A 14681-nucleotide genomic window follows, 5' to 3' on the forward strand; every position below is an offset into this window, starting at 1 on the left:
GCGCCATGGCGGATGCTTTGGAACGACAGGCGCGCTCGCTGCTCACCGCAACAGCGGTTCGTGCGCGCGCCGGCCAGATGCTCGAGCTCGGCCTTGCCGGCGGCTTGAACCACTTCACGATCGATCTCGATCGCATGGATGGCGTCGCGGAGGCCGTGCTCGCGGTCACGCGAAAAGCCTATCCGACGCTGGACATTCCCTTCCATGCGCGCTGGCGGCATTTCGTGCTTGGCGGCGCCGATCGCTGGGCGCGGCTTGCCGACGCGGCAACCTGGCCGGACCGCGCGGCGCGGGCGCGCGCCGAGTTCGATCTTGCCATCGTCAGCGTGCTGCTCGACGCCGGCGCGGGCGCGGCGTGGCGATATCGCGACGCGGTGACGGGGCAAGGCATCGGCCGCTCCGAAGGGCTCGCCATTGCAAGCCTCGACATGTTCGCGAGCGGCCTCTTTTCCGGCAATGAACGCGCCCCGCTCCGGGCCGATGCGGACGTGCTCGCGAAGCTGCCGCTTGCCGCGCTCACATCGGCCTTTCAGGTGAGCGATGCCAATCCCCTGCTCGGGCTCGAGGGCCGTACCGATCTGCTGCGGCGTCTCGGCAAGCTCATGGCAGAGCGTGCCGAGGTTTTCGGCTTGCACGACACGCCGCGGCCGGGCGGCCTGTTCGACCACATCGCGGCACAGGCAAATGACGGCGCGATTCCTGCGCCCGCGATCCTGGCGGCGGTGCTGAACCAGCTCGGACCGATCTGGCCGTCGCGGCTCGAGCTTGCGGGAATTCCGCTCGGCGATTGCTGGCGACATCCGGCGATCAAGGCCGATGATGCGACGGCAGGCCTCGTACCCCTGCACAAGCTGTCGCAATGGCTGAGCTATTCGCTGATCGAGCCGCTTCAACGCGCCGGATTTCAGGTCACCGACATCGACGGCCTGACCGGGCTGGCCGAATATCGCAATGGCGGCCTGTTCGTCGATCACGAGGTGCTGCGCCTGCGTGATCCCGCCGATGCCACGCGTGCGCATGCGGTGGATTCGCGGCTGGTCGTGGAGTGGCGCGCGCTGACTGTTGCGTTGCTGGACCGGCTTGCCGCGCTGGTGCGCGCCAAGCTCGGCCGCACGCCCGAGACATTGCCGCTCGCCAGCATTCTCGAAGGCGGCACCTGGGCCGCGGGCCGCGCTATTGCCTTCGCGCGCCGCCCCGACGGCGCGCCGCCGCTCAAGGTGATCAGCGACGGCACCGTGTTTTAGAGCATGACAAAGATTTGCGACCACGCCCGTCATTGCGAGCGCAGCGAGGCAATCCAGAGTCCCACCGCGGCGAGATTCTGGATTGCTTCGCTGCGCTCGCAATGACGGTCAGATGAATTTCAGGAGCATCCGATCATGGAAGGCGTCACGATCGTCGATCATCCGCTGGTGCAGCACAAGCTGACGCTGGTGCGGGACAAATCGATCTCGACCAAATCGTTCCGGGAGCTGATCAAGGAGATCGGCATGCTCCTGTGCTACGAGGTGACGCGCGATTTGCCGCTCGCCGACACCGTCATCGAGACGCCGCTGGCGACGATGCATTCGGCCAAGATCGCCGGCAAGAAACTGGTGTTCGTGCCGGTGCTGCGTGCCGGCACCACCTTCGTCGACGGCATGATGGACCTGGTGCCGACCGCGCGCGTCGCGCATATCGGGCTCTATCGGGAGCCGCACAGCTTTGCCGCGGTCGAGTATTTCTTCAAGTCGCCCTCCGACCTCGGCGAGCGCCTCGCGATCGTGGTGACCCCGGTGGTGGCGACCGCCAACACGGCCGTCGCCGCAATCGACCGTCTGAAGGAGCGCGGCGCCAGGGACATTCGCCTTGCCTGCCTGATTGCCGCGCCGGAAGGACTCGAACGGCTGCGCGGATTGCATCCGGACGTGCCGATCTGGACCGCTGCCGTGGACGAAGGTCTCGATGAGAACGGCTTCATCCTGCCGGGCCTCGGCGATGCCGGCGATCGCGCCTACGGGACGCGGTAGTAGCAACGAAAGCTGTGCGCCTCTCCCCGTGTGGGCTGGGCTTATCGCCTATGAGCCTGGCGAGGCCTGAGTGAACGCCTCGTCCTTCGAGACGACCGCTGCGCGGTCTCCTCAGGATGAGGCTAAACAGCAACTTTGCCGGTGAAACTTGCCGCCACGCACTCAGTCCTCATCCTGAGGAGCCCGCAAAAGCGGGCGTCTCGAAGGATGGCCGCATGCGAGCTTCGCGCCATGCTCCTCTCAAATCTTCCCGCTGCCGCAAATCGACTTCAGCGCCTGCCACTCCTTGTCCGTCAGCAGCGGCGGGCCACTGGCGGGGCGATCTTCCCTGGTCATGCGTGCGAGGCGGTCCTCGGTCAGCGGATGGCTGGCGAGGATGGTCGTCAACCCGGAGCCGCCTTCCTTGCCGGTGACGCGGAACATCAGCTCGGCCGCAGGTTTCGGCGAGCGGCCGAGCTTGTGCATGATCTCGATCGCAAATGTATCCGCGGCGGTCTCGGCCTCGCGCGAATAGGACGCTTCGACCAGGCTGCGCGAGGCGAAGATCACGGCGGAGGAGCCGGTGACATCGCCGAACAACAGGCCGATCAGGAACGAGGTGCCGCCGTTGTAGATCAGCCCACGCATGTTGTCGTGATGCTTGAGATGGCCGAGCTCGTGGGCAAGGATGCCGGCGAGCTCGTCGGGGCTTTCGGCCTTGTCCAGCAGGCCCTTCAGCACGAACACCTTGCCGCCCGGCAACGCGAACGCGTTCGGCACGGAGGTCGGCAGCACGCCCGCCGTCGCGGAATCATCGTCGAGGCCGGCGGCATCGCGCAGGCGGTTGACGAGCTTGGTGAACGCGGCCTTCCCCGCCGGATCTTCGCACACGCTGCGGCCGAAGATGGTCTTCATCTGGACCTCGGCGGCATCGCCGATGCGCCGTTCGACGGGCTTCGGCACCAGCGGCGCGAGACGGTCGGCGGCGAGCGGCACGCCGAACAGGACGACGCAGACGATGGAGACGGCGGCGGCCACCGACCAGCCGACGATTTTTGCGACGCCGCGGCGCGAGGTCTGATGTTCGTCGAGACGCATGCAGCGGGCGGTCACGTCTGCGGCCAGTGCAGCATCGCGAATTTCGAGCCGGGCCAGGGGCGGCGCGGAGGTCGAGGCCAAACGCAACACGCCGGCCGGACTGTCGGCGCGGCGGATGTCGGCATAGGCCCAGCGAACCGGCGTCCCGCCCTCCTCGGCGATCTCGAGCGCATCGCCGAGCGCCAGCGTCACCTGCCGCCTGCGGCTCGATACGCCGTCGTAGAAGATCGTCGGCTTTGCGGACTGCGCCGGTGCTTCGGCGAACACGTCACTCACAGTTCAGAATCCCGCGACATCGAGTCCATCGGCAAAGCCTTCGCCGAGCGCGCTGGCAAGCTCGCCGCTGCCGCGCACATCGGCGGCGGAGGCGATGTTATGCACCTCGACGGTTTCCAGCACCTTGGCCCAGAGATCGCGCTGGAGATAGACGCGCATGACGATGTTGACGGCAAGCGCCACGGCGAAATAGCCGATGACCATCATGACCAGCATCGGGATGCTCGTGGCGGCATTGTCGGACCCGAACACCTGCTCGGCCGGAAGGCCGCTCAGCTGGACGACGAGCATGGTCGCGCCGCCGAGATAGGCGCCGAAAATGGCCGAGAGCAGCACCCACCAACCGATCACTTTCCAGTAGAGACCGTAGAACGCATCATGCGGCAGTTTCGAGGACAGGCTGACGCCGCCGATGCGGATGCCGTCGAGCCACCAGCGCCATTCGCGCGCCTTGAACTCGGCATAGAAGAACGGGGCGAGCGGGAAGATCAGCACCGCGAGCGGGCTGAGCAGCCACAGCCACCAGCCGCGCTTGAAGAACGTCCAGCCGTCGCCTTCGAAATCGCCGCGCAAATCACCGTAATGGGTGTGCTGCATCTTGTAGCGCTCGAGCGCCGCCTCGCGCCACGGCAGCGCCAGTCCGAGGGTCAGGAACACCAAGAGGCCCCACGCCATGGCGCGGAACGAATAGGCCCAGCCCGAGCCGTCCATCCAGAACCGCACGCCGCGCCAGACCGTACGGGTCAACCGGTAGCGCCGCGCGCGAAAGATCGCGAACTGGCCGAAGGCGTAAAAGCTGATGAACAGCGGCGTCGAGGCAAAGCCCTGCCAGCGCTCGAACTCGATGCCGACGAGGAAATAGGCGAGATAGATCGGCACCAGGATCGCAAGCGCGAACAGGAAGCCGACCAGCAGCTCCTTAGCCCGGCCGGTATATTCGGCGGCATCGCCATCGATCGCGGTGTTCGACCACAGATGGCGGCGGATGTCGGTGACGAGCCAGAACCGGTAGAAGCCGAAGGTGACGAGCTCCAGCATGGCACCCCTGGTGGCCAGTTTGCGGAACTCGGAGCGGTTGCCGGCGAAGTCGACCCGCGTCGGCGGCAGCGGCGGGGGTACGGGTTCGGAGCCGATGGGGGCCCATTGCATGTCGTTCACAGCGGCAACCTCGAGGTGCGGACCTGTCGCGGTCAAACTATAGATCAGAGATTAGTCGATCCCCAAGATGGGCGGGTTCGATTTACCCCGATTCCCGTCGGCTTCTTGCACGATTCCCCACCGAGCGGCCTGCGGGAGATCACGTTCGCGTGGCAGCGTGACGGTCGTCCGACACTCTCGTGAAGGTTGGATGTGGCAAAACTCTCCCTTGCTCCGGCGCTGACAACCGGCTGTAATTGCAAATCAAATACCGCAGCGCAGAATTCAACGAGAACGCGCGGTTCACACCAGGGAGATTGGTCATGCATGGGACCATGGAGAGCGCGTCCAAGCTCGACGCCTTGCGCGAGCGCGCATCGTCACTGCCGCTGGAGCAGTTCGATCCGGGCGATCCCGAATTGTTCAGGACCGATACGTTCTGGCCCTATTTCGATCGCCTGCGCCGGGAAGATCCCGTGCACTACTGCAAGGACTCGATGTTCGGACCGTATTGGTCGGTGACGCGCTACAACGACATCATGGAGATCGAGACCAATCATTCCGTGTTCTCCTCGGCGTCCGCGCTCGGCGGCATCACCATCCGCGACATCGATCCGGACCTGCGCCGCGAGAGCTTCATCTCGATGGACCCGCCACGCCACGCCGCGCAGCGCAAGACCGTCGCGCCGATGTTCACACCGACGCATCTGGACAATCTCGCCATCAACATCCGCCAGCGATCGGCCGAGTGCCTCGACAATCTGCCGCGTGGCGAGGTGTTCGACTGGGTCGATCACGTCTCGATCGAGCTCACCACGCAGATGCTCGCGGTGCTGTTCGACTTCCCCTGGGAAGACCGCCGCAAGCTGACGCGCTGGTCCGACATCGCCACCACGATTCCCGGGCCCGACGGCCTCGTCGCCACCGAAGACGAGCGTCAGGCGGAGCTGACGGAATGCGCAGGCTATTTCGCGCGGCTCTGGAAGGAGCGCATAGCGCAGCCGCCGAAGAGCGATCTGCTCTCGATGATGGCGCATGGCGCCGCAACCCGCGACATGGATGCGAAGAACTTCCTCGGCAATCTCATCCTTCTGATCGTCGGCGGCAACGACACCACCCGCAACACCATGTCGGGCTCGATCTACGCCCTGAGCCAGCATCCGGAACAGTATCGCAAGCTGCGCGAGAACCCCGCCCTGCTCGACAGCTTCGTGCCGGAAGTCATCCGCTGGCAGACGCCGCTGGCGCATATGCGCCGTACCGCGCTCTCCGACTTCGAGTTCCGCGGCAAGCGGATCAAGGAGGGTGACAAGGTCGTGATGTGGTACGTCTCGGGCAACCGCGACGAGGAGGCGATCGAAAAGCCCTACGATTTCATCATCGATCGCGCCCGCCCGCGCACGCATCTCTCCTTCGGCTTCGGTATTCACCGCTGCGTCGGCCTGCGGCTTGCTGAACTCCAGCTCAAGATTATTTGGGAAGAAATTCTCAAGCGTTTCGACCATATTGATGTGGTCGGCGAACCCAGGCGCGTCTATTCGAGTTTCGTGAAGGGACTGGAGACGCTGCCGGTGAAGATTTCGGCGTGAGAAATCTCCCTCTCCCCGTTCTTACGGGGAGAGGGTCGGGGTGAGCGGCTCTCTCCGCGAAGACGGTAAAAGCCGGACTCGCGGAGATTCCCCTCACCCGGATTGCGTCTTCGATGCAATCCGGCCTCTCCCGCAGGCGGGGAGAGGCGAAGAAGAAACAACTGGAGCCACAACCATGAACATCCAAGCGCCGGTTCAAGTGGACAAGGCCGAACGCATGCGCAAGGCGCGGGAAGAGGCCTATGCGACGCCATTGGCGCAGTTCCACCCCGGCGCACCCAGGCTGTTCCAGGACGACACGCTGTGGCCGTGGTTCGAGCGGCTGCGCAAGGAAGAGCCGGTGCATTACTGCACCAATGCGCCGATCGAGCCCTACTGGTCGGTGGTGAAATACAACGACATCATGCATGTCGACACCAATCACGGCATCTTCTCCTCGGACTCGACGCTCGGCGGGATCTCGATCCGCGACGTGCCGCAAGGCTATGACTGGCCAAGCTTCATCGCCATGGACCAGCCCAAGCACTCGTCGCAGCGCAAGACGGTGTCGCCGATGTTCACCCCTCAGCATCTGGACGAACTCGCAAAACTGATCCGGCAGCGCTCGCAGACCGTGCTCGACAATCTGCCGCGCAACGAGACCTTCAACTTCGTCGAACGCGTCTCGATCGAGCTGACGACGCAGATGCTGGCGACCCTGTTCGACTTCCCCTGGGAGGAACGGCGCAAGCTGACGCGCTGGTCCGATGTCTCGACCGCCTTGCCCAAAAGCGGCATCGTCGCCTCGGCCGAAGAGCGCCGCCGCGAGATGGACGAGTGCTACGCCTACATGTCGAAGCTGTGGAACGAGCGCGTCAACTCCGCCCCGCGCAACGACCTGTTGTCGCTGATGGCCCATAACGATGCGACCCGCTTCATGGACCCCGACAACCTGATGGGCAACATCATCCTGCTCATCGTCGGCGGCAACGACACCACGCGCAACACCATGACCGGCTCGGTGCTGGCGCTGAACGAGAACCCGGACCAGTACGAGATGCTGCGGAACAATCCGATGCTGATCGATTCCATGGTGCCGGAGGTGATCCGCTGGCAGACGCCGCTGGCGCATATGCGCCGGACCGCGCTCCAAGACACCGAAATTGGCGGCAAGCACATCAGGAAGGGCGACCGCGTCGTGATGTGGTACGTCTCCGGCAACCGCGACGAGGAGATGTTCGACAAGCCGAACGACTTCATCATCGACCGCCCGCGGCCGCGCACCCACCTCTCCTTCGGCTTCGGCATCCACCGCTGCGTCGGCATGCGGCTCGCCGAACTCCAGCTCCGGATCGTCTGGGAGGAGATGCTGAAGCGGTTCGACCGGATCGAGGTCGTCGGCGAGCCCAAGCGAATCTATTCGAGCTTCATCAAGGGGTATGAGTCGCTGCCGGTGCGGATACCGGGGTAGGCACAGCCGCCGCAACACACTCCGTCATTGCGAGTGCAGCGAAGCAATCCAGACTGCCGCCGCGGAGGAATTCCTGGATTGCTTGGCTGCGCTCGCAATGACGAGGTCTTGGATGCGGATGCGCATCACGGCCGCAGCGACAGCGCGGCGACATACCAGCTATAAAATTTCGGCATGACAGCTCGCGCCAGATGCGAAGGCAAGTCGGCGCCTGACTGTTCTACGACACCACCGCATCTAACTCAATTTGATGTCCCACAGCCCTTCCTTGCGGCAGGCGGCGACCTCCTCGCGCAGGAGCGCGGTGATGGCGAGCGAGGCCGTCGAGGCCGGACGGTCGATCGGAGAGGCGAAAATGAGCTCGCGCGTCATCGGCCTGGATACTGGCGCGGTCTCCAGCCGTCCGTCCGCGACCTCGCCATGGACCGACGAGGGCGGCAGCAGCGCGAAGCCGAGCCCCTCCTCGACCAGGCTCGTCAGCACGCGAAACGAATCCGCCTCGAGCTGGACGTTGAGCTTGATCTTGCGTTGGGCGGCCGCGTGCTCGATCAGCGCGCGGAGGCCGTGCGAGTGACTGGGCAGGACCAGGCGCTGGCGCAAGAGCCAGCCGATATCGACGCTCTTCTTGCGCGACAGGCCGCAGCCGCGCGGGCCGACCGCGACGATGTTGTCGCGGCCGAGACTCTCGACGTTGAGATGCAGGTCGGCGGAGCGGCCATAGAGGATGGCAAGGTCCATCTCGCCGCGATGCAGCCATTCGACGAGATGACCGCTGTAGCTCTCGACGATGCGCAGCGAGATGCCGGGAAACCTCTCGACGCTGCGCCGCGCGAAGCGCGCCGACAGCACGCAGCTCACGGTCGGAACCAGGCCAAGCACGACCTGGCCGGACGGCGGCCCCTTGGCCGACTGGATGTCGTCGCGGATCTGGTCGATCTGCCGCACGATGCCGGAGGTGCGTGCCAGGAGCAGGCGTCCCGCCTCGGTCAGCACCATGCCGCGGCCATTGCGGGTGAACAATTCGGTGCGCAGCTCGTGTTCCAGGAGCTTGATCTGCCGGCTCAGCGCCGGCTGCGCCACGCGCAACGTGTCGGACGCCTTGGAGAGGCTGCCGAGCTCCGCCACGCAACTGAAGGTCCTGAGCTGCCGGAAATCCATGCTTGCCAATCCTGGAAGGCTACTCCATACGCTATAGCAAATGAGCATAGGGGGCTGGCATTGTTTTCACAACGCCAGGGGATTGGCCGGCGTTATCTTAACTGCCGCTATCGATTGGAAACGCCATGAGCCAAGAAAAGCAAGACCAACACCCCACCGAGGATCACGCCGACATCCGCGAAGCCGTCGCAAAGCTCTGCGCGCAGTTTCCCGGCGAATACTGGCGCAAGCTCGACCGCGAGATGGCTTACCCGACGGCCTTCGTCGATGCGCTGACGCAGGCCGGCTATCTCTCGGTGCTGATCCCCGAGGAATATGGCGGCGCGGGCCTGAAGCTGTCGGCCGCGGCTGCGATCCTCGAAGAGATCCAGCGTGCGGGCTGCAACGGCGGCGGCTGTCACGCCCAGATGTACACGATGGGCACCGTGCTGCGGCACGGCAATGCCGAGCAGAAGGCAAAGTACCTGCCGAAGATCGCCAGCGGCGAATTGCGGCTTCAGGCCTTCGGCGTCACCGAGCCGACCAGCGGCACCGACACCTCCTCGCTGAAGACCTTCGCGCGCAAGGAAGGCAACGACAGCTACGTCGTCAACGGCCAGAAGATCTGGACCAGCCGCGCCGAGCATTCCGACCTGATGGTGCTGCTGGCGCGCACCACGCCGAAGGAGCAGGTCAAGAAGCGCACGGATGGGCTCTCGGTGTTCATCGTCGACATGCGCGAGGCGAAGAACAACGGTCTCGAGATCCGCCCGATCCGCACCATGATGAACCACGCCACCACCGAAGTGTTCTTCACCGACATGAAGGTGCCGGCGGAGAACCTGATCGGCGAGGAAGGCAAGGGTTTTCGCTACATCCTCTCCGGCATGAATGCCGAGCGCATCCTGATCGCGGCCGAATGCGTCGGCGACGCCAAATGGTTCATCGCCAAGGCCACCAGCTACGCCAAGGAGCGCGCCGTGTTCGGCCGGCCGATCGGCCAGAATCAAGGCATCCAGTTCCCGATCGCCAAGGCCTACGCCTCGATGCGCGCGGCCGATCTGATGGTGAAGGAGGCGACGCGCAAATACGAGGCCGGGCTCGACTGCGGCGCGGAGGCCAACATGGCCAAGATGCTCGCGGCCGATGCGTCCTGGGAAGCGGCCAATGCCTGCATCCAGACCCACGGCGGTTTCGGCTTCGCCGAGGAATACGATGTCGAGCGCAAGTTCCGCGAGACGCGACTGTACCAGGTGGCGCCGATCTCGACCAACCTCGTGCTGTCCTTTGTCGCCGAGCATGTGCTCGGCATGCCCCGCTCGTATTGAGGTCGCACCATGGGAGCACTTGACGGGATCAGGGTGATTGCGGTCGAGCAGGCGGTCGCGGCGCCGTTCTGCTCCTCGCGCCTGGCGGATGCGGGCGCGGAAGTCATCAAGATCGAGCGGCCCGAGGGCGATTTCGCCCGCGGCTATGACGCGGCAGCCAAGGGCCAGAGCAGCTACTTCGTCTGGCTCAACCGCGGCAAGCGGTCGGCGGTGGTCGATCTCGCCACCAAGGAGGGCCGCGCCGAGCTCGAGAATCTGATCGCGAGCGCCGACGTGCTGATCCAGAACCTCAAGCCGGGCTCGATGGACAAGCTCGGCTTTTCGCGCGAGCGGCTCCTGAAGGACTATCCGAAGCTGATCTCGTGCACGATCACCGGCTATGGCGACGAGGGCCCCTACGCGCACCGCAAGGCCTATGATCTCCTGATCCAGGCCGAGAGCGGGCTTGCCTCGATCACCGGCAATCCCGACGGCGCCTCGCGCGTCGGCATGTCGATCGTGGACGTCGCGACCGGCGCGACCGCGCATGCGGCAATCCTGGAAGCGCTGATCGCGCGGGGCCGCACCGGCAAGGGCGCCGACATCCGCATCTCCATGTTCGACGTGATGGCGGACTGGTGCACCGTGCCGCTGCTCAATGCCGAGGCCGGCAATCCGCCCAAGCGCATGGGCCTGCGCCATCCCTCGATCGCGCCCTATGGCGTGTTCACCTCGAAGGACGGCAAGGACATCCTGATCTCGATCCAGAGTGAGCGCGAGTGGAAGACGCTGTGCGCCGAGGTGCTGGACCAGCCGAATTTGCCCGCCGATCCCCGCGTCGCCAACATGGTCGAGCGCGTGCGCAACCGCGACTTCACCGACAAGACGGTCGCCGGCAGCTTCGGCCAGATGACGCGCGACGAGCTGCTCAAGCGGCTGTCGGACGCCGACATCGCCTTTGCCGAGGTCAACACCATGGCCGACCTCGCCAACCATCCGCATCTGCGCCGCATCGAGGTCGACACGCCGAACGGCCGCGTCAGCTATCCCGCCCCGGCGCCGATCATCGTCGGCGAGACGCGCGCTTACGGCGCTGTGCCCGGCATCGGCGAAGATCCCCAATCCAGGAAGTAACAGAGCGAGGCGTGATGACCGGGAAGCTCGACATCGATCATTTGCGGCAATGGATCGGCCGCAGCACGGAGGCCACCGACATCGTCACCGCGCAGCTCGTCAAGGGCCTGCGCGCGACGCTGTTCCAGGAGGTCGGCGAACCCAAAACGGGCGATGCCGCGCCGTTCACGGTGCACTGGTGCCTGGCGCAGCCGGTGTTTCCGATGTCGATGCTCGGGCCCGACGGCCATCCGACCCGCGGCGGCTTCCTGCCGCCGGTGCCGCTGCCGCGCCGGATGTGGGCCGGCGGCGAGATCGAGTTCTTGCAGCCCTTGCGCGTCGGCGATGAATCGACGCGGACCTCGCGCATCGCCGATGTGCAGATGAAGACGGGATCGACCGGCACGCTGTGCTTCGTCTCGGTCGAGCACAGCATCTCCTCGCCGCGCGGCACGGCCATCCGCGAGCGGCAGGATATCGTCTATCGCGAGATGACGAGCAGCGCGCCGGCAACGGCGAAGGCTCCGCCCCCGCCGTCGCAGGCGCAGCACCGCGAGACGCATGTGTCCGATCCCGTGCTGCTGTTCCGCTACTCGGCGCTGACCTTCAACGGCCACCGCATCCATTACGACCGCGACTACGTCACTGAGGTCGAGGGCTATCCTGGCCTGATCTTCCACGGCCCATTGCAGGCGGCGCTGATCATCGAGATGGCGGCGAAGCTGCGCGGCGGCAAGGCGCCGACGAAGTTCACCTATCGCGGCGTGCAGCCGCTGTTCGAGGGCACGGAGTTCTCGATCAACGCGAATGACAGCGGCGAGAGCATGGAGCTGTGGACCGCGAATGCCGAAGGGCAGCCGACGATGAAGGGCACCGCGGTGTGGTGAGCCACCGCAGCTTCCTCGTCATTGCGAGCGTAGCCGCGATGCAGGAACTTAGACCCTCACCCTGAGGAGCGCGCCCTTCGCGCGCGTCTCGAAGGGCGAGGCCACCAGCCGGGCCTTCATCCTTCGAGACGCGCGAAGACGCGCTCCTCAGGATGAGGAATTAACAAGGGACGGAAATCATGGCGAAGAACGGCAAGACCGGCAGCAAATCCGTCACCGTCAAGCAGGCGACGCTCGACCTGCTGCGCTCTTTCGGCATCGACAGGGTGTTCGGCAATCCCGGCTCGACCGAGCTGCCGTTCCTGAGCGACTGGCCCGACGACATCGACTACGTGCTGGCGCTGCAGGAAGCCTCCGCCGTCGGCATGGCCGATGGCTATGCGCAGGCGACGCGCAATGCCGGCTTCGTCAATCTGCATTCGGCGGCCGGCGTCGGTAACGCGCTCGGCAACATCTACACCGCACACCGCAACCAGACCCCGCTCGTGATCACCGCGGGCCAGCAGGCTCGCTCGATCCTGCCGCTCCAGGCGTTCCTTTATGCCGAGCGCGCGTCGGAGTTTCCGCGGCCTTACGTGAAATACAGCGTCGAGCCGGCGCGGCCCGAGGACGTGCCGGCCGCGATCGCGCGGGCCTATTACACCGCGATGCAGCCGCCCTGCGGGCCGACCTTCGTGTCGATCCCGATCGACGACTGGACGCATGCGACAGCGCCGGTCGAAGCGCGCAAGGTCAGCCGCGAGATCGGACCCGAGCCTGACGCGATGAAGGCGCTAGTCACAGTGCTCGGTTCAGCCAAGCACCCTGCCCTCGTCGTCGGCCCCGGCGTCGATCGCGCCGGCGCGGTGGACCTGATGGTGCGCGTTGCCGAGAAGGCCAAGGCGAGCGTCTGGGTCAGCCCGTTCTCGGCGCGCTGCTCGTTTCCCGAGCGGCATCCGCAATTCGCCGGCTTCCTCCACGCCTCGCCGGCACAGCTGTCCGACGCGCTGCGCGAGCACGATGTCGTCGTCGTGATCGGCGCGCCGGTGTTCACCTTCCATGTCGAGGGCCATGCCGCGATCTTCGATGGCGGGGCGACCATCTTCCAGATCACGGATGATCCGGATGCGGCGGCGGTCACGCCGGTCGGCACCAGCATCATTGCGACGATGAAGCCGGCGCTTAGCGCGCTGCTCGACCTCCTGCCGGAGAGCAAACGCGCAACGCCAACTGGCCGCACGCTGCCGCCGGCGCCGCTCGCTGCCGATCCGCTGCCGGTGGAGTTCCTGCTGCATTCGCTGTCGCAGGCGATGCCGGATGGCAGCTCGCTGGTCGAGGAAGTGCCCTCGCACCGGCCGGCGATGCAAAAGTTCATGCCGATGCGCGGCCAAGACAGTTTTTACACGATGTCGAGCGGCGGCCTCGGCTACTCCCTGCCCGCCGCCGTCGGCATGGCGCTCGGCAAGCCGAAGAGCCGCACGGTGTGCCTGATCGGCGACGGCTCGGCGATGTATTCGATCCAGGCGCTGTGGACCGCCGCACAGCGCAAGCTGCCGCTCACCGTCGTCGTCATCAACAATTCCGGCTATGGCGCGATGCGCTCGTTCAGCCAGGTCATGCAGGTGAGGAACGTGCCCGGACTGGAACTGCCGGGGATCGATTTCGTCCGGCTCGCTGAAGGCATGGGCTGCCACGCTGTGCAGGTGACGAAGGCGGCGGAGTTGGGTGAAGCGCTGAAGCGCGGGATGGCGTTTGAGGGCACCAGCCTCGTCGAGGTCGTCGTGGATTCGGCGGTGCCGGTGCTTTACGGGCACAAGCATTGAGGCGCGCGTAGCCCGGATGAGCGCAGCGATATCCGGGGTGCTGCAACGACAAAAGTCCCGGATGTCGCTACGCTCATCCGGGCTACGATATCACGACGCCAGGAATCCCCCATCGGCCGCCAGCACATGCCCGACGACGTAGGATGACGCGTCGGACGAGAGCCACACCACCGCTTCCGCAATCTCCTCCGGATTTCCCATACGCCGCAGCGGCAGGCCAGCACCGACGGTTGCGACGTCGCCGACGCCGGCGCGCAGCATCATGTCGGTGACGACACGGCCGGGCGCGACGGCGTTGATGCGGATGCCGCGGGGGGCGTTCTCCATCGCGGCCGAGCGCGTCAGCGAGATCGCGGCCGCCTTGGAGGCCGAATAGAGCGAGAAGCCGGGATTGGGATTGCGCACGCCGCTGACGGATGCGTTGACGACGATGCTGCCGCGCCCCTGCGCCAGCATCGCCGGCAATTGATGGCGCAGGCACAGGAACAGCGCGCGGACATTGGTGTCGAACACGCTGTCGTAGATATCGGTGCCCTGCTCTTCCAGCGGCGCGCGGCGTTCCTGGAAGCCGGCATTGTTGAAGGCGACGTCGAGCCGGCCATAACGCTCCAGAGCCGCACCGACGAGGCGCGCGACGTCCTCCTCGCGCGTGATGTCGGTCCTGACCGGGATGGCCTCCGAGCCGAGCTCGCGGCAGCTGGCGGCGGTCGCTTCGATCTCCGCCTCGCGCCGGCCCGCAACAACGATCGCTTCCGCGCCTTCGGCCGCCATCCGCAAGGCCGTGGCGCGGCCGATGCCGCTGCCGCCGCCCGTCACGAGGCAGACCTTGCCCTTCATCCGCTCACCAGCCGGCAAAGTTCCGCTCATGGCTCACTCCAAAACGCTTGCGCGCGACGC

The 14681-nt window shown here is 65.6% G+C and carries 12 protein-coding genes; 8 read left to right on the top strand and 4 right to left on the bottom strand.

The annotated features are described in order from the left end of the window. Positions 1-5: 5 nt before the first annotated feature. Entirely contained in the window at positions 6-1244 is a 1239-nt protein-coding gene (locus tag GPL20_RS04425; protein ID WP_157328234.1) for a URC4/urg3 family protein, read from the top strand. Between the two features lie 135 nt (positions 1245-1379). Then, positions 1380-2009 carry a uracil phosphoribosyltransferase gene (gene upp, locus GPL20_RS04430; protein ID WP_157328038.1) on the top strand — a complete coding sequence of 210 codons (630 nt, stop codon included), beginning with the start codon at positions 1380-1382 and terminating at the stop codon, positions 2007-2009. 240 nt (positions 2010-2249) lie between these two features. Here upp and GPL20_RS04435 read toward each other — a convergent pair whose 3' ends face one another. Continuing rightward, positions 2250-3362 carry a M48 family metallopeptidase gene (locus GPL20_RS04435; RefSeq protein ID WP_347340017.1) on the bottom strand — a complete coding sequence of 371 codons (1113 nt, stop codon included), beginning with the start codon at positions 3360-3362 and terminating at the stop codon, positions 2250-2252. Positions 3363-3365: 3 nt separating this feature from the next. After that, entirely contained in the window at positions 3366-4511 is a 1146-nt protein-coding gene (locus GPL20_RS04440; protein WP_157328040.1) for a YjgN family protein, read from the bottom strand. A gap of 311 nt (positions 4512-4822) precedes the next feature. Here GPL20_RS04440 and GPL20_RS04445 point away from each other — a divergent pair, with 311 nt between their 5' ends. Together GPL20_RS04445 and GPL20_RS04450 are read left to right on the top strand one after the other, a co-directional pair. After that, positions 4823-6088 (top strand): cytochrome P450, encoded by a 1266-nt coding sequence (locus GPL20_RS04445; protein ID WP_157328042.1) that lies wholly within the window; start codon positions 4823-4825, stop codon positions 6086-6088. 175 nt (positions 6089-6263) lie between these two features. Next, positions 6264-7538, top strand: coding sequence for a cytochrome P450 (locus GPL20_RS04450; protein WP_157328046.1), 1275 nt, complete (start codon positions 6264-6266; stop codon positions 7536-7538). A gap of 237 nt (positions 7539-7775) precedes the next feature. Here GPL20_RS04450 and GPL20_RS04455 read toward each other — a convergent pair whose 3' ends face one another. Continuing rightward, positions 7776-8696, bottom strand: coding sequence for a LysR substrate-binding domain-containing protein (locus GPL20_RS04455; RefSeq protein WP_157328047.1), 921 nt, complete (start codon positions 8694-8696; stop codon positions 7776-7778). A gap of 125 nt (positions 8697-8821) precedes the next feature. Between GPL20_RS04455 and GPL20_RS04460 the strand changes: the two genes are divergently transcribed. The 4 genes from GPL20_RS04460 to mdlC all read left to right on the top strand — a co-directional run bounded on the left by GPL20_RS04460 (position 8822) and on the right by mdlC (position 13784). Next, positions 8822-10003 carry an acyl-CoA dehydrogenase family protein gene (locus tag GPL20_RS04460; RefSeq protein WP_157328048.1) on the top strand — a complete coding sequence of 394 codons (1182 nt, stop codon included), beginning with the start codon at positions 8822-8824 and terminating at the stop codon, positions 10001-10003. 9 nt (positions 10004-10012) lie between these two features. Further along, on the top strand, positions 10013-11116 hold the full coding sequence (locus tag GPL20_RS04465) for a CaiB/BaiF CoA transferase family protein (RefSeq protein ID WP_157328049.1): 1104 nt from the start codon (positions 10013-10015) through the stop codon (positions 11114-11116). A 14-nt stretch (positions 11117-11130) separates the two neighbouring features. After that, the gene (locus GPL20_RS04470) at positions 11131-11982 is read left to right on the top strand and encodes an HTD2 family dehydratase (protein WP_157328050.1); all 852 of its coding nucleotides are present in this window, start codon (positions 11131-11133) and stop codon (positions 11980-11982) included. 179 nt (positions 11983-12161) lie between these two features. Then, the gene (gene mdlC / locus GPL20_RS04475) at positions 12162-13784 is read left to right on the top strand and encodes a benzoylformate decarboxylase (RefSeq protein WP_157328051.1); all 1623 of its coding nucleotides are present in this window, start codon (positions 12162-12164) and stop codon (positions 13782-13784) included. Between the two features lie 90 nt (positions 13785-13874). Here mdlC and GPL20_RS04480 read toward each other — a convergent pair whose 3' ends face one another. Next, complete coding sequence (locus GPL20_RS04480) at positions 13875-14651, bottom strand: SDR family NAD(P)-dependent oxidoreductase (RefSeq protein ID WP_157328052.1); 777 nt, start codon at positions 14649-14651, stop codon at positions 13875-13877. Positions 14652-14681: the final 30 nt, after the last annotated feature.

This window comes from Bradyrhizobium cajani (assembly GCF_009759665.1).
GTDB lineage: Bacteria > Pseudomonadota > Alphaproteobacteria > Rhizobiales > Xanthobacteraceae > Bradyrhizobium > Bradyrhizobium cajani.

Excerpts from the sequence above, each read along its gene's own strand:
- GPL20_RS04425 (WP_157328234.1), top strand. The coding sequence starts at position 6 with ATGGCGGATGCTTTGGAACGACAGGCGCGCTCGCTGCTCACCGCAACA.
- upp (WP_157328038.1), top strand. The coding sequence starts at position 1,380 with ATGGAAGGCGTCACGATCGTCGATCATCCGCTGGTGCAGCACAAGCTG.
- GPL20_RS04440 (WP_157328040.1), bottom strand. The coding sequence starts at position 4,511 with ATGCAATGGGCCCCCATCGGCTCCGAACCCGTACCCCCGCCGCTGCCG.
- GPL20_RS04445 (WP_157328042.1), top strand. The coding sequence starts at position 4,823 with ATGCATGGGACCATGGAGAGCGCGTCCAAGCTCGACGCCTTGCGCGAG.
- GPL20_RS04450 (WP_157328046.1), top strand. The coding sequence starts at position 6,264 with ATGAACATCCAAGCGCCGGTTCAAGTGGACAAGGCCGAACGCATGCGC.
- GPL20_RS04455 (WP_157328047.1), bottom strand. The coding sequence starts at position 8,696 with ATGGATTTCCGGCAGCTCAGGACCTTCAGTTGCGTGGCGGAGCTCGGC.
- GPL20_RS04460 (WP_157328048.1), top strand. The coding sequence starts at position 8,822 with ATGAGCCAAGAAAAGCAAGACCAACACCCCACCGAGGATCACGCCGAC.
- GPL20_RS04465 (WP_157328049.1), top strand. The coding sequence starts at position 10,013 with ATGGGAGCACTTGACGGGATCAGGGTGATTGCGGTCGAGCAGGCGGTC.
- GPL20_RS04470 (WP_157328050.1), top strand. The coding sequence starts at position 11,131 with ATGACCGGGAAGCTCGACATCGATCATTTGCGGCAATGGATCGGCCGC.
- mdlC (WP_157328051.1), top strand. The coding sequence starts at position 12,162 with ATGGCGAAGAACGGCAAGACCGGCAGCAAATCCGTCACCGTCAAGCAG.
- GPL20_RS04480 (WP_157328052.1), bottom strand. The coding sequence starts at position 14,651 with ATGAGCGGAACTTTGCCGGCTGGTGAGCGGATGAAGGGCAAGGTCTGC.